The 20927-nt window shown below is 68.2% G+C and carries 15 protein-coding genes; 8 read left to right on the forward strand and 7 right to left on the reverse strand.

All coding sequences use genetic code 11. The annotated features are described in order from the left end of the window. Positions 1-8: 8 nt before the first annotated feature. Both ASC92_RS13460 and ASC92_RS13465 read right to left on the reverse strand, forming a co-directional pair. Positions 9-911 (reverse strand): dioxygenase, encoded by a 903-nt coding sequence (locus ASC92_RS13460; protein WP_056515977.1) that lies wholly within the window; start codon positions 909-911, stop codon positions 9-11. A 39-nt stretch (positions 912-950) separates the two neighbouring features. Continuing rightward, positions 951-2102 carry a CaiB/BaiF CoA transferase family protein gene (locus ASC92_RS13465; RefSeq protein ID WP_056515979.1) on the reverse strand — a complete coding sequence of 384 codons (1152 nt, stop codon included), beginning with the start codon at positions 2100-2102 and terminating at the stop codon, positions 951-953. A 141-nt stretch (positions 2103-2243) separates the two neighbouring features. Here ASC92_RS13465 and ASC92_RS13470 point away from each other — a divergent pair, with 141 nt between their 5' ends. Together ASC92_RS13470 and ASC92_RS13475 are read left to right on the forward strand one after the other, a co-directional pair. Next, positions 2244-3155: a LysR substrate-binding domain-containing protein gene (locus ASC92_RS13470; RefSeq protein WP_056516423.1), complete on the forward strand. Its 912-nt coding sequence runs from the start codon at positions 2244-2246 to the stop codon at positions 3153-3155. A gap of 160 nt (positions 3156-3315) precedes the next feature. Further along, positions 3316-4236 carry a hydroxymethylglutaryl-CoA lyase gene (locus ASC92_RS13475; RefSeq protein ID WP_056515982.1) on the forward strand — a complete coding sequence of 307 codons (921 nt, stop codon included), beginning with the start codon at positions 3316-3318 and terminating at the stop codon, positions 4234-4236. 15 nt (positions 4237-4251) lie between these two features. On the opposite strand, the gene ASC92_RS13480 is transcribed toward ASC92_RS13475, so the two are convergent. The 4 genes from ASC92_RS13480 to nirB are packed head-to-tail and all read right to left on the reverse strand — an operon-like array spanning position 4252 to position 9762. Then, a complete protein-coding gene (locus ASC92_RS13480) occupies positions 4252-5994 on the reverse strand; it encodes a bifunctional protein-serine/threonine kinase/phosphatase (protein WP_056515985.1) in 1743 nt (580 codons plus the stop codon). A 10-nt stretch (positions 5995-6004) separates the two neighbouring features. Then, positions 6005-6817: a formate/nitrite transporter family protein gene (locus tag ASC92_RS13485; RefSeq protein ID WP_056515988.1), complete on the reverse strand. Its 813-nt coding sequence runs from the start codon at positions 6815-6817 to the stop codon at positions 6005-6007. Positions 6818-6868: 51 nt separating this feature from the next. Beyond that, a complete protein-coding gene (gene nirD / locus ASC92_RS13490) occupies positions 6869-7210 on the reverse strand; it encodes a nitrite reductase small subunit NirD (protein ID WP_056515992.1) in 342 nt (113 codons plus the stop codon). A gap of 20 nt (positions 7211-7230) precedes the next feature. Next, positions 7231-9762: a nitrite reductase large subunit NirB gene (gene nirB, locus ASC92_RS13495; RefSeq protein WP_056515996.1), complete on the reverse strand. Its 2532-nt coding sequence runs from the start codon at positions 9760-9762 to the stop codon at positions 7231-7233. Positions 9763-10157: 395 nt separating this feature from the next. On the opposite strand from nirB, the gene ASC92_RS13500 reads away from it, so the two are divergent. The 5 genes from ASC92_RS13500 (at position 10158) to ASC92_RS29065 (ending at position 13681) form a co-directional block, all read left to right on the forward strand. Beyond that, the gene (locus tag ASC92_RS13500) at positions 10158-10646 is read left to right on the forward strand and encodes a YbaK/EbsC family protein (protein ID WP_056515999.1); all 489 of its coding nucleotides are present in this window, start codon (positions 10158-10160) and stop codon (positions 10644-10646) included. Continuing rightward, positions 10643-10909, forward strand: a complete 267-nt coding sequence (locus ASC92_RS13505; RefSeq protein ID WP_056516002.1) for a DUF1289 domain-containing protein — start codon at positions 10643-10645, stop codon at positions 10907-10909. The genes ASC92_RS13500 and ASC92_RS13505 overlap by 4 nt, the downstream gene beginning before the upstream one ends. Beyond that, a complete protein-coding gene (locus tag ASC92_RS13510) occupies positions 10906-11550 on the forward strand; it encodes a 2-hydroxychromene-2-carboxylate isomerase (RefSeq protein ID WP_056516005.1) in 645 nt (214 codons plus the stop codon). The genes ASC92_RS13505 and ASC92_RS13510 overlap by 4 nt, the downstream gene beginning before the upstream one ends. A gap of 170 nt (positions 11551-11720) precedes the next feature. Beyond that, positions 11721-13415, forward strand: a complete 1695-nt coding sequence (locus ASC92_RS13515; protein ID WP_056516008.1) for an MFS transporter — start codon at positions 11721-11723, stop codon at positions 13413-13415. Positions 13416-13534: 119 nt separating this feature from the next. Further along, positions 13535-13681, forward strand: a complete 147-nt coding sequence (locus ASC92_RS29065) for a hypothetical protein (RefSeq protein WP_200935980.1) — start codon at positions 13535-13537, stop codon at positions 13679-13681. Positions 13682-13699: 18 nt separating this feature from the next. On the opposite strand, the gene ASC92_RS13520 is transcribed toward ASC92_RS29065, so the two are convergent. After that, positions 13700-14815 carry an ABC transporter substrate-binding protein gene (locus ASC92_RS13520; protein WP_056516010.1) on the reverse strand — a complete coding sequence of 372 codons (1116 nt, stop codon included), beginning with the start codon at positions 14813-14815 and terminating at the stop codon, positions 13700-13702. A 176-nt stretch (positions 14816-14991) separates the two neighbouring features. On the opposite strand from ASC92_RS13520, the gene uvrA reads away from it, so the two are divergent. Further along, a complete protein-coding gene (gene uvrA / locus ASC92_RS13525; RefSeq protein ID WP_056516014.1) occupies positions 14992-20913 on the forward strand; it encodes an excinuclease ABC subunit UvrA in 5922 nt (1973 codons plus the stop codon). Positions 20914-20927: the final 14 nt, after the last annotated feature.

Consider the following 20927-nt stretch of genomic DNA (forward strand, 5'->3'; position numbering starts at 1 on the left):
GGCAAGGCTCAGGCGGCCTCGGGTTGGAGATGGAAGTCGTAGTGCGCGGACCACCAGGACTGCGCAAGCGCGCGGCCGTCGGGCGCCTTGCCCGGCGCGTGCGCCTCGAACTCGACGACGAGGCTGGGCCGCACGCCGAACACCGCGTCCGATTCGATGTACGGGCTGCCCGCCACGAAGAGGTGCGTGGTCACGGGCACGTGCCCGTCGGCGGCGACCTTCATGTGGATGTGGCCGGGCCGGTTGGGGTGGCGGCCCATGCCGATCAGCATGCGGCCCACCGGGCCGTCGACCGGCACCGGGTAGTACGAGGGCTTGATCGACCAGAACCAGTAGCGGCCTTCGGCGTCGGTGCGGATGCGCGCGCGCGCCGCCATGCCCGCGCCCTCGACCTGCATGTCGTACACGCCCTCGCCGTCGCCCGACCAGATGTCGAGCAGCGCATTCGCGAGCGGCTGGCCGCGGGTGTTGGTGATGCGGCCGCTGTAGAAGGCAGGCTCGCCGCGTACGCCCGGCGCGATGTCGGCGCCGCACGGCAGCTCGGGCGCGCCGTCCCAGTAGTAGGGCCCCTGCACCGTGGCCTCGGTGGTCTCGGTCGCGTGCAGCGCGTCTTGCTCCTGTCCGGCGCGTGCGGCGGCGCGCAGTTGGTCGAGCATCACCACCATCATCGACGCACCCAGCGTGTCCGACAGCAGGATGAACTCCTGGCGCTTGTCGTCGCAGGTCCGGCCCACGGCGGTGAGGAACTCGATGCCGGTCATCCATTCGGCGGGCTGCAGGTCGACCTCGCGGATGAAGGCGTGCAGGTGCGTGATGAGCGACTGCATGATCCGCGCGAAGCGCGGGTCGGCCGCGCCTTCCAGGCGCTGCAGCGCGGCCTGTGTCAGTTCGTCCTCGTTCGATGGGGCCATGGGGCTGTCTCCGTTTTCTTGTGGGAATGAGGTGGCGCGTCAGGCGGCCGGGCGCAGCCTGCGCCGTATCGGCTCGACGATGCTGTCGTTGTCCGCGCCCAGCACGGGCGGCGCGGTGACCGCCAGCGCGCGCTCGCCGTCGAAGCTCACGGGCGAGCGGATGGTGCGCCACTCGCCGCCCTCGGGGTGCGGCGCGCTCACCTCGAGTTGCAGGTGGCGGGCCTGCGGGTCTTCCATCGCTTCGCGGGTGTCGTACATGGGCGCGTGGGGCACGTCCTCGGCCTCCAGCCGCGCACACCAGTCAGCGCGATCGCGCGCTCGGAACAGGCCGTCGAGCAGGGCGATCATGTCGTTCTGGTGGGCGATGCGGCCCTCGCGCGTCGCGAAGCGCGGGTCCTGGAACAGGTCGGGCCGTTCGATCGCGCTGGCCAGGCCCTGCCAGAACTTCTCGGGCGAGGACATGTGCAGCGCGATCCACAGGCCGTCGGCGCACTCCAGCACGTACGACTGCGAGACGCTTGGACGGCTGAAGGGGCCCATGATCTCGTTCTCGGAGAAGTAGTGCGTGAAGGCGTCCAGGTTGAAGTGGCACATGGCCTCGAGCATCGACACCTCCACCTTGCGGCCCTGGCCGGTGCGCCCGCGCTCCACCAGCGCCCCCATCACGCCGTAGGCCGCGTAGAAGCCGGTCATCGCGTCCGCCACGGCCGGGCCCACCACGCGCGGGTTGGCCGGGTTCACCAGCAGCTTGAGGAAGGCGCTGGCCGCCTGCGCCACCGTGTCGTAGGCGGGGCGGTTGGCGGCGGGGCCGGTCTGGCCGAAGCCGCTGATGGCGCAGTACACCAGCCGCGGGTTGAGCGCGCGCAGCCGCGCCTCGCCCGCGCCCAACCGCTCGGCCGCGCCGGGACGGAAGTTCTGGATGTAGACGTCCGACTCCTTCACCAGCTCGTCGAACACCGCCGCGTCGTCGGGCAGCTTCGGATTGAGCGTGATGCTGCGCTTGTTGCGGTTGTAGGTCTGGAAGTGCGGGCTGTAGAGGCCGCCGCGGAACGAGCGGAACGGATCGCCGCTGCCAGGCTGCTCGACCTTGACCACCTCGGCGCCCAGGTCGGCCAGGAACATGCCGGCCGCCGGCCCGGTGATGAAGGTGCCCTGTTCGAGGACCTTGATGCCGCTGAGGACTTTGTGCACCTCGTTATCTCCTGTTGTTCGTGTCCATGCCTGTGTGCCGGGATGGGTGCGAACTCTATGCAGGCACGACGATTTTTAACAATGATGGTTTTTCATGGATACCATCGATGACATCGATTGTTCGACGGACCCGAGGTCTCCATGGAATTGCGTCACCTGCGCTACTTCAGCGCGCTGGCCGGCTCGCTCAACTTCACCCGCGCGGCCGAGCGGCTGCACGTGACGCAGTCGACGCTGTCGCACCAGATCAAGCAGCTGGAGGACGAGCTGGGCAAGTTGCTGTTCGACCGCATTGGCAAGCGCGTGGCGCTGACCGAGGCCGGCGAGGTCTTCCTGCACCACGCGACCCGCGCGCTGCAGGAGATCGACCGCGGCCTGGGCGCGTTGCGCGAAGACCCGCAGGAAGCAGCGGGCGAGCTGCGCATCGGCTCCACCCACACCTTCAACCTCGGCTTCATTCCCGACTGCATCGCGAGCTTCCAGCAGCGCTATCCGCGGGTGCGCGTGATGGTGGAGGAGCTGGCCGCCGACCTGATCGCCGAGCGGCTGCAGCAGGGCACGCTCGACCTCGGCATTGCCTACCGGCCCGGCGTGCCCGGGCCGCTGCAGTTCGAGCCGCTCTACAACGAGGAGATGGTGCTTGTAGTGGCGCAGGACCATCCGCTCGCGCGGCGTAAGCGGGTGCGCATGGTGGAGTTGCACCGCCTGCCGATGGTGCTCTTGCCCGCGAGCTTCGCGACCAGGCAGATGCTCGACGAGTGCTTCCGCTCCTGCGGCGCCGAACCCCAGGTGGTGGCCGAGATCAACACGTTGGCGCCGATCATGGGGCTGGTGGCCAAGACGCAGCTCGCCGCCATCGTCTCGGCCAACGCGGTGCTCCCGCATTCGGGCCTTGCCATCGTGCGGCTGGAAAGCCCGACGCCGGTGCGCACGCCCGGCATGCTGTGGTCTCCGGGCGCGCGCGAGTCGGCGCCCACGCGTGCCTTTTCCGCCATCGTGCGGAAGATGGCGTTCCGCACGAGCATGCTGGAGCGGACGGACGCGAAGGCCTAGCGGCGGGCAGATGGCACCCCCGGGGCACTCCTGGCACCATTTGCAACGCGACTGGCGCGCATTGCTACCTTCCGCGCCCCTGTATACCAAGCAGGGCATTCCCATGTGTTCGACAATCGAGGACGGTTTTTTCATCCTCCCGCGACACAAGAGACATCCCATGAAACTCCCCACCCGCGTCAAGCTCGTCGACGTCGGCCCGCGCGACGGCCTGCAGAACGAAAAGCAGCCCGTCTCGGCCGAAGTCAAGATCGGCCTCGTGCACCGCCTGCAGGACGCGGGCCTGAAGGAGATCGAGGTCACCAGCTTCGTCTCGCCCAAGTGGGTGCCGCAGATGGCCGACGCTGCCTCCGTGATGCACGGCATCGTGCGCAAGCCCGGTGTTCTCTACTCGGTGCTCACGCCCAACATGAAGGGCTTCGAGGCGGCCATCGCCGCGCCGCGCGAGGAGTGGCCGGACGAGATCGTGGTGTTCGGCGCCGCGAGCGAGGCCTTCAGCCAGAAGAACATCAACTGCTCCATTGCCGAGAGCATCGAGCGCTTCGCACCCGTGGTGGCCGCGGCGCTAGAGAAGGGCATCCATGTGCGCGGCGCCATGTCGTGCACCGTGGGCTGCCCGTACGAAGGCGAGATCGCGCCGGCCAAGGTCGGCTACCTCGCGCAGCTGATGAAGGGCATTGGCGTGCAGCGCGTGGACGTGGCCGACACCATCGGCGTGGGCACGCCGCGCAAGGTGCAAGGGGCGATGGAGGCCACGCTGGCGCACTTCGATGTCGACGCCATTTCCGGCCACTTTCACGACACTTACGGGCAGGCGCTGGTCAACACGCTGGCGGCGCTCGAACTGGGCGTGTGGAACTTCCAGTCGTCCTCGGCCGGCCTCGGCGGCTGCCCCTACGCGAAGGGCGCGACGGGCAACGTGGCGACCGAAGACGTGGTCTACATGCTGCACGGCATGGGCATCGAGACCGGCATCGATCTCGACAAGCTGATCGATGCGGGCGTGTACATCAGCGAGGCACTGGGCCGCGAACCGAACTCGCGCGCGTCGAAGGCGATCCGCACCAAGCGGGCCGGCTGAACAGTTTCGTCTTCTTCAGTGCCCGAAGGCGCGCAGCCCGAGCAGCACGATCACCGCCGCGGCCAGCAGCACCGTCGTGCATTGCCAGAACAGTACCGGGCGGCGCTCGATCAGCGCGGGTGACCGCGCGCGAAGAAACTCCGGCCCCGGCGCCCTGAGGTCGTGCGCGAACTCGGACACCGCCTCCTGCCGCTTCGCGGCCTGCGGGTGCAGTGCCTTCTGCAGCACGGCGTCGACCCACGCGGGCAGGTCGGGCCGGAAGTGCCGCACCGGCACATAGCGCAGCCGTCCGACATCGGCGGGTGAGCGGATGCGCGACGCCTGCAGCCCGTAAGGCAACTGGCCGGCGAGCATCTGGTAGGCGATCACCGCCAGCGAGAACAGGTCGGAGCGGGCCGTGCCGCCATGGCCGGTGAAGTATTCCGGCGCGGTGTACTGCAGCGTGCCTTCGATGGCGAGCGCGCGGTGCTCGCCGCCGCCGTCGGACAGGCCCGCGACGTGGGTGGCGGCCAGGTCGATGATCTTGACGGTGCCCGTGCGGTCGATCATCACGTTCTCGGGGCGGATGTCCTGGTGCAGCATTTCCTTGCCGTGCAGCGCCTGCAGGCCTCGCGCCAACTGCTCGACGATGCCGCGCACGCTGTCCAGCGTGGGCCGGGGGTGGTCGACCATCCATTGCGCCAGCGTGTGGCCGTCCACGTATTCCATGGCCACGTACAGGTGGCTGCGCGCACGCTCCACGGCGCTCGCCTTGAGCACGTGCGGGCTGTCGATGCGCCGCGCCACCCATTCCTCGAGCACGAAGCGGTCGAGGTAGTCCGGGTCGTCGCGCAGGTCGATCGACGGTAGCTTCAGCACCGCCGGCTGGCCGGTGGCGTCGTCGGTGGCCAGGTACACGTGGCTGCGCGCGCTCATGTGGATCTCGCGCACGAGCGTGAAGCCCTCGAAGCGGTCCCTCGGCGCGAGGGCCGGCGGCAGCGCCAGGCCTTCGCGCTGCAGCTGCGCATGCGGCGCGTCGGCCACGGGAAGTTCGTCGATGCGCAGCAACTGGACCGTGCTGTCGTCGTCGCTGCCCTTGGCCTGCGCGGCTTCTGCCAGCAGGCGGGCCGCCGCATCGAAATCGTCCGCGCTCCGGGTCAGCGCGTCATTCACCGTGCCGATGTCGAGGTGCGCGTAAGCGCCATCGGTGGCCAGCAGGTAGACCTCGCCCACCTCCGCCTGCCAGCAGCGGTAGTCGATCTCCACGCTGGCGCCCGCGCCCAGCGCGCGGCCCAGGTACGACTCGGCCGACGACACGTTGACGCGGTGGTCTTCGGTGAGCTGTTCGAGCGCGCCGGCGTGCAGCCGGTAGATGCGCGCATCGCCGACGTGCAGCAGGTGCACGTCGCGGCCCTTGAGGATCAGCGCGCTGAAGGTGCAGACGTAGCCACTGTCCTTGTCGAAGCGCGCGTCGCTGCGCATCGTCTGCGCATGCAGCCACGAGTTGGTGGCGTCCAGCACCCGCTGCGCGGAGCGGCGCACCGACCACGCGTCGGAGGTTGCGTAGTAGTCGTCGAGAAAGCCCCGCACGGCCGCCGCGCTCGCCACCTGGCTCACGCGGCTGGAGCCGATGCCGTCGGCGAGCGCCACCGCGATGCCCTTGGAGGCGCGCAGCGCTCCCTCGGGCAGCATGGCGCCGTGGAAGTCCTGGTTGACCGGCGATTTGGCGCCGGCCAGCGAATGCTGGCCGAGCGTCACGCGCAATGCCTTGCGCGGCATCCAGGCCGGCTCAGCTGGCGGCGCGCTTGGGCGCCGTCTTGTAGTGCGTGGAGTACAGCGTCAGCCCGACGAAGGTCAGGCCGCCGACGAGGTTGCCCAGCACAGTGGGCAGCTCGTTCCAGATCAGGTAGTCCATGATCGTGAACTTGCCGCCCAGCATCAGGCCGGTGGGGAACAGGAACATGTTGACGATCGAGTGTTCGAAGCCCATGTAGAAGAAGACCATGACCGGCATCCACATGCCGATGGCCTTGCCCGACACGGTGGTCGACATCATGGCCGCCACCACGCCGGTCGACACCATCCAGTTGCACATCACGGCGCGAATGAACAGCGTGAGCATGCCGGCGGCGCCGTGCGCCGAGTAGCCGAGCGTGCGGCCTTCGCCGATGTGGCCGAGCTTCTCGCCGATGGCGTTGGGCGCCTCGCTGAAGCCGAAGGTGAAGATGACGGCCATGAACACCGCGACCGTCAGCGCGCCCGCGAAGTTGCCGGTGAACACCAGGCCCCAGTTGCGCACGACGCCGCCCCAGGTGGCGCCGGGGCGCTTGTCGAACACGGCCAGCGGCGCCAGCGTGAACACGCCGGTCAGCAGGTCGAAGCCCAGCAGGTACAGCATGATGAAGCCCACCGGGAACAGCATCGCGCCGACCAGCGCATTGCCGGTGTTGACGGTGATGCTCACGGCAAAGGCCGCCGACAGCGCCAGGATCGCGCCCGCCATGTACGAGCGGATAAGCGTGTCGCGCGTGGACATCAGCAGCTTGGATTCACCGGCGTCCACCATCTTGGTGACGAACTCGGCGGGGGCTAGATAGGCCATTCTGGTTCCTTGGAAGCGAAAAAGACGAAACTGAAAAAAGGGACTCGGGCCTCAAGCCAGCGCGACGAGCACGCGGCCTTCCTGCACGCGCACGGCATGCGCGCGCACCGAGTGCTCGGGCGCTTCCAGGCATTCGCCGCTGCGCAGGTCGAAGTGGTTCTTGTAGAGCGGCGAAGCCACCACGATCCGCTCGCCGAGGCTGCCGACCAGCCCGCGCGACAGCACGCTGGCCCCCGCCTTCGGGTCGACGTTGTCGATGGCGAACAGCGCCTGCTCATGGCCGACGCTGAAGATCGCGACATGCACGCCGTCGACCAGCGCGCACACGCCGGTGTCGGGCAGGATGTCGGTGGCTGCGCACACCGGGGTCCACTGGAGGTTGTCTTGGGTCATGAGGTTTCCTTGGATGTTCTTCAAGCCATCGAGACGTCGGAGGCGGCTTCGCCTCGCTCTTCCACGCGGGCGGGGCGGATCTGGCCACGCTCCTGCACGAACACGATGTGCTCGTCGGGCTTCTCGCTGTTGACGAAGGAGCGGAAGCGCTGGCGCGTGACGGGGTCGTTCACCGCGGTCTTCCACTCGCACTGGTAGGTGTCGACCACGCGCTGCATCTGCGTTTCCAGCTCGTCGCCCAGGCCCAGCGTGTCCTGCAGCAGCACGCCCTTCAGGTAATCGAGCCCGCCTTCGAGGTTCTCGCGCCAGGTGCTGGTGCGCTGCAGGCGGTCGGCCGTGCGCACGTAGAACATCAGGAAGCGATCGATCAGCCGGATCAGCTCGGCCTTGGTGAGGTCGCTCGCGAGCAGTTCGGCATGGCGCGGCTTCATGCCGCCGTTGCCGCACACATAGAGGTTCCAGCCCTTGTCGGTGGCGATGATGCCGACGTCCTTGCCCTGCGCCTCGGCGCATTCGCGGGTGCAGCCCGACACGCCGAACTTGATCTTGTGCGGCGCGCGCAGGCCCTTGTAGCGGTTCTCCAGTTCCACGGCCAGGCCCACGCTGTCGTCCACGCCGTAGCGGCACCAGGTGGAGCCGACGCAGCTCTTCACCGTGCGCAGCGACTTGCCGTAGGCATGGCCCGACTCGAAGCCGGCCGCGATCAGTTCTTCCCAGATGGCGGGCAGCTGCTCGACGCGCGCGCCGAACATGTCCACGCGCGCGCCGCCGGTGATCTTGGTGTACAGGCCGTACTTCTTCGCCACCTGCCCCACGGCGATCAGCCCGTCGGGCGTGACCTCGCCGCCGGGCATGCGCGGCACCACCGAGTAGGTGCCGTCCTTCTGGATGTTGCCGAGGAAGTAGTCGTTGCTGTCCTGCAGGCTGGCCAGGTCCTTCTTCAGCACGAACTCGTTCCAGCACGACGCGAAGATGCTCGCGGCCGTCGGCTTGCAGATGTCGCAGCCCAGGCCCTTGCCGTGCTTTGCCAGCAGGTCGGCGAAGCTGCGGATCTCGCCCACGCGGATCAGGTGGTACAGCTCCTGGCGCGAATAGGGGAAGTGCTCGCACAGGTGGTTGTTGACCGCCATGCCGCGCTTGGACATCTCCATCTTCATCACCTGCGTGACCAGCGGCACGCAGCCGCCGCAGGTGGCGCCGGCCTTGGTGCAGGCCTTCAGCTCGGCGACGGTGCACACGCCCTGGCCCACGGCCTCGCAGATCTGGCCCTTGGTGACGCTGTTGCACGAGCAGATCTGCGCGCTGTCGGGCAGCGCATCCACGCCCAGGCCCGGCTTGGCCTTGCCGTCACTCGACGGCAGGATCAGGAACTCAGGGTCGGCGGGCAGCGTGATGCCGTTGAGCGCCATCTGCAGCAGCGTGCCGTACTCGGCGGCGTCGCCGACCAGCACCGCGCCCAGCAGCTGCTTGCCGTCCTCACTGACGACGATCTTCTTGTAGACCTGCTTGCGCTCGTCGACGTACTGGTAGGCGCGCGACTTCGGCGTCTTGCCGTGCGCGTCGCCGATGCTCGCCACGTCCACGCCCATCAGCTTGAGCTTGGTGCTCATGTCGGCGCCGGTGAAGGCTGCGTCGTCCTGGCCGGCGATGTGCCTGGCGGCCACGCGGGCCATGTCGTAGCCCGGCGCGACGAGGCCGAAGGTCTGCTCGTTCCACGACGCGCATTCGCCGATCGCGTAGATGCTGCGGTCGCTGGTGCGGCAGTGGCTGTCGACCGCCACGCCGCCGCGCGGGCCGACGGCCAGCACGCTCTGGCGCGCCAGTTCGTCGCGCGGGCGGATGCCGGCGGAGAACACGATCATGTCGGTCTCCAGGTGCGTGCCGTCGGCGAACACCATGCGGTGCCGGGCGGTCGCGCCGTCGGTGATCTCCACCGTGTTGCGGCCGGTGTGCACATGCAGGCCCATGGCTTCGATGCTGCTGCGCAGGGCGCGGCCGCCGCCTTCGTCGACCTGCACGGCCATCAGGCGCGGCGCGAACTCCACGACGTGGGTTTCGAGGCCCATGTCGCGCAGGGCCTTGGCGCATTCAAGGCCCAGCAGCCCGCCGCCGACCACCACGCCGCTCTTCGAGCGGGCGCCGCAGGCCTTCATGGCCTCGAGGTCCTCGATGGTGCGGTAGACGAAGCAGTTCGGGCGGTCGCGGCCCGGCACGGCGGGCACGAAGGGGAAGGAGCCCGTCGCAAGCACCAGCTTGTCGTAGTGCACCACTTCGCCGTCGGCCGTGGTGACGGTGTTGTTGCGCCGCTCGATGGCAACTGCCCGCGCCGCCAGGCGCAGCGTGAAGCCGCTGCGCTCGAAGAAGCCCGGCTCGACCAGCGACAGGTCTTCCGCCGTCTTGCCGGCGAAGAACTCGGAGAGGTGGACCCGGTCGTACGCCGGCCGGGGCTCTTCGCAAAGCACGGTGACTTGTGCGTTCGCGACGCCGAGCTCGTGGAGCTGCTCGAGGAACTTGTGGCCGACCATGCCGTGGCCGATGACTGCGATCTTCATTGGGGGTCCTGCGGGCAACCGGTCCTGGAAGCTGCGGCCCGCCGGTCACTGTCTGGGCAGACAGCGGCAGAGGGCCCCCGCGACGGAACGGATGCGAAATTGGGTTGGAGCAGACGAACCCTCGGCTTGTCGGCCGCCGGCTCGCTTGAACCCCGCCGTCGTTAGCGGAGGCACTGTGAACCCAGGGATAAGCAATATCCGTGCCGAGTAAAAAAAGCGCTGCAGCCACCCTGGCCGGCCGGTTGCGCACCGAAACCGGCCCGGCGCCGGCCGGACGCACGGGCGTCGTGCGCCGTGGCGCCGCGAGGCTCTCCGCATTGGTGCGCCCGGGCGGCGGCGCAGGCTTTTCCGTATGCTCTGGGGCCTCGATGAACCCAGAACCTGCTGAACTTGCCATGTGCGGCTCCGAACTCCATTCCCTTCCCGACGGTGTCCAGCGCGTCTCGCGCGTGCTCCAGGATGCCGGTCATCCCCATTCGCCACGCATGCTCGACGACGCCTGCCGCACCGCGCAGCAGGCGGCCGACGCGCTCGGCATCTCGGTCGGCCAGATCGCCAAGAGCATCATCTTTCGCCGCAAGAGCGACGAGGCGGCGGTGCTGGTCATCACCTCGGGCGACAAGCGCGTCGACGAGAAGAAGGTCGACGCACTGGTCGGCAAGACCGGCCGTGCCGATGCCGACTTCGTGAAGGCGCGCACCGGCTTCACCATCGGCGGCGTGTCGCCGGTCGGGCATGTGACGAAGCCCGTGGTGCTGATCGACCGCGAGCTGTTCCGCTTCGAGGAGATCTGGGCGGCCGCGGGCCATCCGCATGCGGTGTTCCAGCTGCGCCCGCACGATCTCGAGAAGCTCACCGGCGCGCCGGTGGCGGACGTGGTGTGAACTTCGACGAGGCCGAGACCTTGGCCGAGCGCGCCGTGGCCGTGCAGGCCATGGCCGACGACGTGCCCTCGCCGTGCTCCTCCGTGTGCCGCATGGACCGCCTGAGTGGTTTCTGCGAAGGGTGTTTGCGCACCATCCCCGAGATCGCGGGCTGGAGCCGGATGGAAGACGAAACGCGGCGCCACGTCTGGCGCGCGATAGAGTTGCGTGCGCGGGCCGGCATCTGGCGCGCTCCCGGACATGCAGAGGAAAGCGTCGCATGAAGCACATCGACTTCTATCTCGACTTCATCTCGCCCTACGCGCACCTCGCGTTCGAGCACTTGCCCGAGGCGCTCGAAGGCTTGAGCTGCAGCGTGGCCTACAAGCCGGTGCTGCTGGGTGCGCTGCTCAAGCAACACGGCCAGCTCGGACCGGCGGAGATTCCGTCGAAGCGCAGTTGGACCTACCGCCACGTGCTCTGGCTGGGCCACGCGAACGGCATCGAGATCGAGATGCCGGCATCGCACCCTTACAACCCGCTGCCGCACCTGCGGCTGGCAGTGTCGACGAGCGACGACGGTAGCATCAGCCGCCTCGTGGCCGAAACCATCCTGCGCCACGTGTGGCGCGGCGGCGAAGAGGCGGGCGACGCCGCGCGCCTCGCCGCGCTCACCGCGCAGCTGTCGCCGAAGCGCGACGCGAACAGCGACGAGAGCAAGGCCCTGCTCACGCGCAACACCGACGAGGCCCTGCAGCTCGGCGTGTTCGGCACGCCGGCGTACGTGGTCGACGGCCGCCTGTTCTGGGGCTTCGACGGCCTGCAGATGCTGCGCGCCTATCTGTCGGGCGACGCATGGTTCGACGGCCCGCAATGGACCTCGGCGGACCAGCGCCCGTCCCTGCTGCGCAGCAGCAAAAACTGAGCGAACGCCGGATTTCTTACAACCTGAAACGCGCCCCGCGGGTTTCACCTTAGACCGTAAGCGCCGGTTCAGTTTCGCGCAAGGCTCGGGTCAGTCGCGCCTCCAAGAATGCTTCACGGTCCCGAAACAGTCGGGCGCCGCATGAACGCATACACACAGGAGACGACGCAATGGCAGCCACACTAGATTCACGGGGAGTGCCGCATCCGGCCCCCCGGCCCATGTCCTCGGAGGAGAAGAAAGTCATCTTCGCCTCCTCGCTCGGCACCGTGTTCGAGTGGTACGACTTCTATCTCTACGGTTCGCTCGCCGCGATCATCGCGAAGCAGTTCTTCAGCGGCCTCGATGCGGGTGCCGCCTTCATCTTCGCGCTGCTGGCATTCGCCGCGGGCTTCCTGGTGCGTCCGTTCGGCGCCATCGTGTTCGGCCGCCTGGGCGACATGATCGGGCGCAAGTACACCTTCCTGGTGACCATCCTGATCATGGGCCTGTCGACCTTCATCGTCGGCCTGCTGCCCAGCTACGCGACCATCGGCGTCGCGGCGCCGGTGATCCTGATTGCGCTGCGCATGCTGCAGGGCCTCGCGCTCGGCGGCGAGTACGGCGGTGCCGCCACCTACGTGGCCGAGCACTCGCCGCACGGCAAGCGCGGCGCCTACACCTCGTGGATCCAGACCACCGCCACGCTCGGCCTGTTCCTGAGCCTGCTGGTGATCCTGGGCGTTCGCGAAGGCATGGGCGAAGCGGTGTTCAACGACTGGGGCTGGCGCATTCCGTTCCTGGTGTCGATCCTGCTGCTCGGCGTGTCGGTGTGGATCCGGCTGTCGCTGTCCGAATCGCCGGCCTTCCAGAAGATGAAGGCCGAGGGCAAGACTTCGAAGGCGCCGCTGTCGGAGTCCTTCGGCGAGTGGAAGAACCTGAAGATCGTGATCCTGGCGCTGGTCGGCCTCACGGCAGGCCAGGCGGTGGTCTGGTATTCGGGCCAGTTCTATGCGCTGTTCTTCCTGACGGCACAGCTCAAGGTCGATGCGACCACGGCCAACCTGATGATCGCCGCCGCGCTGCTGCTGGGCACGCCGTTCTTCGTGATCTTCGGCACGCTGTCCGACAAGATCGGCCGCAAGCCGATCATCATGGCCGGCTGCCTGCTGGCCGTGGTCACCTACTTCCCGGTCTTCAAGATGCTGACCGAAGCCGCCAACCCCGACCTCGCCCGCGCGCAGGCCACGGCCGGCGTCACGGTGACGGCCGATCCGGCGACCTGCTCGTTCCAGGGCAACCCGGTGGCCCGCGAGATCGACTTCAAGAGCTCGTGCGACATCGCCAAGCGCTACCTCGTGCAGAACTCGGTGAGCTATGAGAACGTGGCCGGCGCGCCGGGCTCCAAGGCCGTCGTGAAGATCGGCGACAAGACGGTCGAGGCGCCCATCGGCAACGTCGTGAACCTCAAGTTCGACGAGGGCTCCGCCAAGGAAATCGCCGCCTTCAAGAAGGGCGTGGCCGAAGACCTGAAGGTCGCGGGCTACCCGGCCAAGGCCGACCCCGCGAAGATGAACAAGGTGCTGACGGTGCTGCTGCTGTTCTGGCTGGTGCTGCTGGTGACCATGGTCTACGGCCCGATCGCCGCGATGCTGGTCGAGATGTTCCCCACGCGCATCCGCTACACCTCGATGAGCCTGCCGTACCACATCGGCAACGGCTGGTTCGGCGGCCTGCTGCCGACCACCGCCTTCGCCATCGTGGCCTCCACCGGCAACATGTACAACGGCCTCTGGTATCCGATCATCATCGCCGGCGTCACGCTGGTGGTGGGCACGCTGTTCATCCGCGAAACCAAGAACGTGGACATCTACGCCAACGACTGAGCGCCGCCCGCGCAGAGGAGGGCGCCACCCGCCCTCCGTTCAACAAAGAGGCTTCATGCCAACCGCATGAGGCCTTTTTCTTGAGCCCCTTGAATCAACCTCGTCAGGAGACAACACCCATGTGGAAAATCGCCGTCGGCTTCATCGTCTTTGCCGCCATCGCTCTGTTCGTCATCTCCAAGGCCGGCGACAAGGTCGACATGTCGGGCGAGAAGCACGGCGCCGACGCGGCGCACGAAACGGCGCCCGCCGCCGCGCCGAAGTAGGAAGGCGCCGCGCAGCGGTCAGCGCTTGAATTTGCCGTCGCTGATGATCGACAGGTCCGCAAAGTCGATGCCGCTGTGGTCCTGCGGCGAGTAGCTCACCTCGAGCCCGCCGCCCAGGTCGTAGCCCCGCAGGCTGTCGAGCGCGGCCACAATCTTTGCGCGCGTGGGCTTGGGGCCTGCACGGCGCAGCGCCTCCACCAGCACCTTGGCCGAGGCGAAGCCTTCGAGCGTGGCCGGCGACAGTTCGGCCTGGCCCTTGGCCTGCGCGAGGGCCAGGGCTTCCTTCACCATCGGCTGGCCGAGCGAGCGCTCGTTCGGGAACACCTGCGTCACGATCACGCCGCGGCTCGCGTCGCCCAGCTGCTTGATGAAGCCCGACGAAGCGTTGTTCGACAGCGTGACCACCTGCGCCGCCGAGCCCGCGGCGCGCAGCGCCTTGATGCCGTCCACCACGGCGACGCCCGAGCCGATCCACACCACGGCCTGCGCATCGGCGTTCTTGATGGCCGGCACGATGGTCTTGTAGTCGGGCTTCTCGCGGTCGGCCGGAATGGTCACGATCGGCTTGGCCTTGCCCTTGGTGAAGCCGGTCATCGCGCCTTCGAGCGCGTCCGTGCCGAACGAGTCGGTCACGTGCACCACCGCGATGCGCGTGAGGCCGATGGTCAGCAGGTGCTGCACTGCCTTCTCGGCCTCGCGCTGGTAGGTGGCGCGCACGTTGAACACGTGCTTCTGCAGCGGCTTGTGCAGCGCCATCGCGCCCGTCGAGGGGCCGATGAGCGCCACGTCGTACTTGTCGAGCCAGGGGATGATGGCCTGCGAGTGCGGCGTGCCGCGGCTCATGAACAGCGCCAGCACTTTCTTGTCCTCGATCAGCACGCGGGCGTTCTCGCTGGCGCGCTTCACGTCGAAGCCGTCGTCCATGCGCAGCAACTCGATCTTCTCGCCGTGGATGCCGCCCTGGGCGTTGACCGCGTCGATCAGCAGTTGGGCGCCGCCGATGGTCTCGTTCACGCCCGCGGCCACCGAGCCGGTCATTCCGGCCGTCTGGCCGATCAGGATCTGCGCCTGAGCGCCGGCCGCCGACAGTGCCAGCAGCGCGGCGGCACACAGCGTGCGCGTCATCTTCTTCATGGAAACCTCTCCTCTCGATGCTTGGGAGCAATCGAAAACAAATGTGCTATTTGTTTCTAAAAGTGTCTTCGACTCCATCCGGACAAACCCCTGCGAAGCCACCGACCTTGTGAAGTACTGCACGAACCCGTCATGGGCCACTCCCTAGAATGTTTGCCCCACCCCCCAAGGCACTCATGACACAGGGCTCCATCCGGATTCGCGGCGCGCGCCAGCACAATCTCCAGAACCTCGACCTCGACATCCGCACAGGCGAGATGACCGTGGTCACCGGGCCCAGCGGCTCGGGCAAGTCGAGCCTCGTTTTCGACACCCTCTATGCCGAAGGCCAGCGGCGCTACGTGGAGACTTTCTCCGCCTATGCGCGCCAGTTCCTGGACCGCATGGACAAGCCGGCCGTCGACAAGGTGGAGGGCGTGCCGCCCGCCATCGCCATCGACCAGACCAACCCGGTGCGCTCCTCGCGCTCCACGGTCGGCACCATGACCGAGCTGAACGACCACCTGAAGCTGCTCTTCGCGCGCGCGGCCGACCTGTTCGACCGCGAGACCGCGCTGCCGGTGCGCCACGATTCGCCCGACAGCATCTACGCGCAGATCGCCGAGCGGGCGGCCGCAGCGGGCGATCCGCGGTTGGTCGTCACCTTCCCGGTGGAGCTGCCCGCGAGCACCACGGCCGAGGAAGTCACGCAGTGGCTGTCGGCCAGCGGCTTCACGCGCGTGCAGGCCGAGCGCGAGGTGGCCACGCCCACCGGTCCGCGCAAGGTGCTCGACGTGGTGGCCGACCGTTTCCGCGCATCGAGTGCAGAGCGGGCGCGCGTGGTCGAGGCGATCGAGGTGGCGCTCAAGCGCGGCAGCGGGCGCGTCACCGTGCATGCGACCGGCGCCGAGGAAAACGCGCCGACGGACGTGTGGAAGTTCTCCACCGGCCTGCATTGCCCCGAGAGCGACATCCGTTACGCCGACCCGATCCCGTCGATGTTCTCGTTCAACTCGGCCGTCGGCGCCTGCGACACCTGCCGCGGCTTCGGCCGCGTGATCGGCGTCGACCTGGGGCTCGTCATCCCGAACGACAAGCTCACGCTGCGCGCCGGTGCGATCAAGACCATCCAGACGCCCGCGTGGAAGGAAGCGCAGGACGACCTCATGCGCCACGCCGAGGCGGCCGGCATCCCGCGCGACACGCCCTGGAACAAGCTCACCGACGAGCAGAAGCACTGGGTGATCGAAGGCACGCCCAACTACAAGGAAGGCAACTGGAACAAGCAGTGGTACGGCGTGCGGCGCTTCTTCGGCTACCTGGAGAGCAAGGCCTACAAGATGCACATCCGCGTGCTCTTGTCGAAGTACCGCAGCTATACGCAATGCCCGACCTGCAGCGGTGCGCGCCTGAAGCTCGACAGCCTGATCTGGCGCATCGGCAGCAAGGAAGATGCGGATGCGGTGCTGCCGCCGGGGAAGCGCTTCATGCCGACGGGGGCGAAGTGGACGCGGGCGCAGCTCGAAGCCTTGCCTGGGCTTTGCCTGCATGACCTGATGCTGTTGCCTATCGAACGGCTGCGGCGGTTCTTTGACAGGCAGCAGCCCTCACCCCAACCCTCTCCCGCAAGCGGGAGAGGGGGCAAGACCGAACGGCCGGTCGAGGAGGGCGATTTGCTCCCTCTCCCGCTTGCGGGAGAGGGCAGGGGTGAGGGCGAAACCCAGGCCCTCAAACTCCTCTTCGAAGAAATCACCACCCGCCTGCGCTACCTGCACGACGTCGGCATCGGCTACCTCACGCTCGACCGCCAGAGCCGCACACTCTCCGGCGGCGAGGTGCAGCGCATCAACCTCACGACCGCGCTCGGCACCTCGCTGGTCAACACGCTGTTCGTGCTCGACGAGCCCAGCATCGGCCTGCATCCGCGCGACATGAACCGCATCACCGAGGCCATGCTGCGCCTGCGCGATGCGGGCAACACGCTGGTCGTGGTCGAGCACGACCCGGCCGTGATGCTCGCGGCCGACCGCGTGATCGACATGGGCCCCGGCCCCGGTGCGCGCGGCGGGCAGATCGTGTTCGACGGCACCACCGACCAGCTGCGCGATGCCGACACGCTCACCGGCCAGTACCTGGGCGGGCGCAAGAAGATCGGCATGGGCTTCAAGCGGCTCGTGAGCGAGAACACGCACCGGCTCATCCTGGAAGGCGTGCGCGAGCACAACCTGAAGAACGTCACGGTCGAGTTCCCGCTCGCGCGGCTGGTGTGCATCACCGGCGTCAGCGGCTCGGGCAAGTCGACGCTGATCCAGGACGTGCTGGCGCCTGCACTGATGCGCCACTTCGGCAAGGCCACGGAAACGCCCGGAGCGCACGACCGCATGCTCGGCGCCGATCACCTCGGCGACGTGGTGTTCGTCGACCAGTCACCGATCGGCAAGACCGCGCGTTCCAACCCCGCGAGCTACGTGGGCGCCTGGGACGCGATCCGCGAGATCTTCGCGACGGCCACGCTGTCGCGCCAGCGCGGCTATACCGCGAGCAAGTTCAGCTTCAACTCCGGCGACGGGCGCTGCCCGACCTGCGGCGGCTCGGGCTTCGAGCACGTCGAGATGCAGTTCCTGTCCGACGTCTACCTGCGCTGCCCCGACTGCGACGGCAAGCGCTACCGCCCCGAGATCCTCGAAGTGCGCGTGGAGCGCAAGGGCAAGAGCTACAACGTGGCCGACGTGCTCGACCTCACCGTGGCCGAAGCGGCGGCCGTGTTCGAGGCCGACCGCGACGTGCTGCGCGTGCTGCAGCCGATCTCCGACGTGGGCCTCGACTACGTGAAGCTCGGCCAGCCCGTGCCCACGCTGAGCGGCGGCGAGGCGCAGCGCCTGAAGCTCGCGGGCTTCCTGGCCGAAGCAGCGAAGAACGCCACGTCGAGCAAGCAGTCGGTGGCGCGAAAGGGCACGCTCTTTTTGTTCGATGAGCCGACCACCGGCCTGCACTTCGACGACATCGCGCGGCTGATGCGCGCGCTGCGCAAGCTGCTCGACGCCGGCCATTCGCTGATCGTGATCGAGCACAACCTCGACGTGATCCGCGCCAGCGACTGGCTCATCGACCTCGGCCCCGAAGGCGGCGAGGGCGGCGGCATGGTGGTGGCGGAGGGCACGCCCGAGCAGTTGCGAGAGAACCGCGCCTCGTTCACCGGCGCCGCGCTGGCCGACTACGAGCTGGCCATCGGCCCCGATGCCTACAAGGTGGCCGAGCGCGCAGCGCGCCGTTACATCGCCAACGCGAAGAAGGCGCCGGGCGCCGATGCGGTGCAGATCGTCAATGCGCGCGAGCACAACCTGAAGAACCTCAGCGTCGATATTCCGCGCGGCAAGTTCAGCGTGGTGACGGGCGTCAGCGGCTCGGGCAAGTCGACGCTTGCGTTCGACATATTGTTCAACGAAGGGCAGCGCCGGTATCTCGAATCGCTCAATGCCTATGCGCGCAGCATCGTGCAGCCCGCGGGCCGGCCCGAGGTGGATGCGGTGTACGGCATTCCGCCGACCGTGGCCATCGAGCAGCGCCTGTCGCGCGGCGGCCGCAAGAGCACGGTAGGCACGACCACCGAGGTCTGGCACTTCCTGCGCCTGCTGTACGTGAAGCTCGGCATCCAGCACTGCACCCACGACGGCGCGGCCGTGCAGCCGCAGACGCCCGACAGCATTGCCGCGCAGCTGATGCGCAACTTCAAGGGCCAGCACATCGGCCTGCTCGCGCCGCTGGTGAGCAACCGCAAGGGCGTGTACACCGAGCTGGCCGACTGGGCGCGGCCGCGCGGCTTCACGCACCTGCGCGTGGACGGCGACTTTCTGCCGACGACAGGATTCCCGCGCATCGACCGCTTCAAGGAGCACAGCATCGAACTGCCGGTGGCCAGCCTCGACGTGTCGCCTTTGAAGGAGACCGAGCTGCGCGAGGCGTTGGCCAAGGCGCTCGAGCACGGCAAGGGCGTGGTGCATGTGCTGAGCGATCTCGACGGGCTCAAGGCCGCGATGATGGCCGGCGTGTCCGCACTCGGCATCGGCCGCGTGAACGTGTTCTCCACGTTGCGCGCCTGCCCCGTGTGCAGCACCAGCTACGCAGAACTCGACCCGCGCCTGTTCAGCTACAACAGCAAGCATGGCTGGTGCCCCGACTGCGTGGGAACCGGCGTGAAGCTCAGCAAGGACCAGCGCAAGGTCTTCGACGATTCCATCCGCGACGACGACAGCAAGGGCCGCGAGCAGACTTTCGCCGAGCCCGAGGTGGAAGACCTGGCCGACACCGCCTGCCCCACCTGCGAGGGCACGCGCCTGAACGCCACGGCGCGCGCCGTGAGCTTCGGCGCCTCGCCGGCGGATGGCCTGAGCGGCATCGGCATCACCGAGCTCGCGCGCATGAGCGTGACCGAGGTGCGGCAGTGGTTCGAAGGACTGGCGCTCACGGGCCGCGAAGCCGAGATCGCACGCGACCTCGTGCCGGAGATCAGGAGCCGGCTCGAATTCCTCGAAGAGGTGGGCCTTGGCTATCTCACGCTCGACCGCGGCGCGCCCACGCTGAGCGGCGGTGAGGCGCAGCGCATCCGCCTCGCGGCGCAGCTCGGCAGCAACCTGCAGGGCGTGTGCTACGTGCTCGACGAGCCGACCATCGGCCTGCACGCGCGCGACAACCAGATCCTGCTCGATGCGCTGCACAAGCTCGGCGACAAGGGCAACACGCTGGTGGTGGTGGAGCACGACGAGGACACCATCCGCCGCGCCGACCACATCATCGACATCGGCCCGAGCGCGGGCAAGCGCGGTGGGCGGCTGGTGGCGGAGGGGACGGTGGCCGACATTCAGGCAGCGGGCGATTCGCAGACGGGGCGCTACCTGCGCGATGCCATCAAGCATCCGCTGCACGAGCGGCGCCTGGTTCCTCTCCCTCCCCTTCCGGGGGAGGGCCGGGGAGGGGGCGCGACGGTCTCTAACAAGGCCACTGGCCGTGCAAGCGCCGCGAGCCCCCACCCCAACCCTCCCCCGGGAGGGGAGGGAGCAAGTCCGTGGCTCACCGTGCATGGCGCCGACCTGCACAACCTGCAGGACGTGACCGCCACGCTGCCGCTGCACCGCCTCGTGGTGGTCACCGGCGTCAGCGGCTCGGGCAAGTCGACGCTTGCGCGCGACGTGCTGCTCGCCAACGTGCAGGGCATCGTGGTGCAGCGCATGACCAAGGCGGGCCGCGACGCCGATGCGGCGGGCAAGCGCCCGGCATGGGCCGGCTGCAAGAGCATCGAAGGCTACGAGACCATCGACCGCGTGCTCGAGGTCGACCAGACGCCCATCGGCAAGACGCCGCGCAGCTGCCCGGCCACCTACATCGGCTTCTGGGACACCATCCGCAAGCTGTTCGCCGACACGCTCGAAGCCAAGGCGCGCGGCTACGGCCCGGCGCGCTTCAGCTTCAACACCGGCGAAGGCCGGTGCCCCGGCTGCGAAGGCGCGGGCGTGCGCACCATCGAGATGAGCTTCCTGCCCGACGTGAAGGTGCCCTGCGAGGTGTGCCACGGCGCGCGTTTCAACCCCGAGACGCTGGCCGTGAGCTGGCGCGGCAAGAGCATCGGCGACGTGCTGAAGATGGAAGTCGACGAGGCCGTCGCGTTCTTCGCGAGCATGCCCAACATCGCGCATCCGCTGCAGCTGCTGAAGGATGTGGGGCTCGGCTACCTCACGCTGGGCCAGCCCTCGCCCACGCTGTCGGGCGGCGAGGCGCAGCGCATCAAGCTGGTGACCGAACTCAGCAAGGTGCGCGACGACATCACGCGCCGCGGCCAGAAGGCGCCGCACACGCTGTACGTGCTCGACGAGCCGACCGTGGGCCTGCACATGGCCGACGTCGAGAAGCTGATCCACGTGCTGCACCGGCTGGTGAACGGCGGCCACAGCGTGGTGGTGATCGAGCACGACCTCGACCTGATCGCCGAGGCCGACTGGATCCTCGACCTCGGGCCCGAGGGCGGCAACGCGGGCGGGCGCATCGTCGCGGCGGCGCCGCCCGAAGAGGTGGTGCGGCTGGGCACGCACACCGGGGTGGCCCTGGCGCCGGTGCTGGCGCGATAGGGCAAGGCGGGGCT

The sequence above is a fragment of the Variovorax sp. Root411 genome, assembly GCF_001425205.1.
In the GTDB taxonomy this organism is placed as follows: Bacteria; Pseudomonadota; Gammaproteobacteria; order Burkholderiales; family Burkholderiaceae_C; genus Variovorax.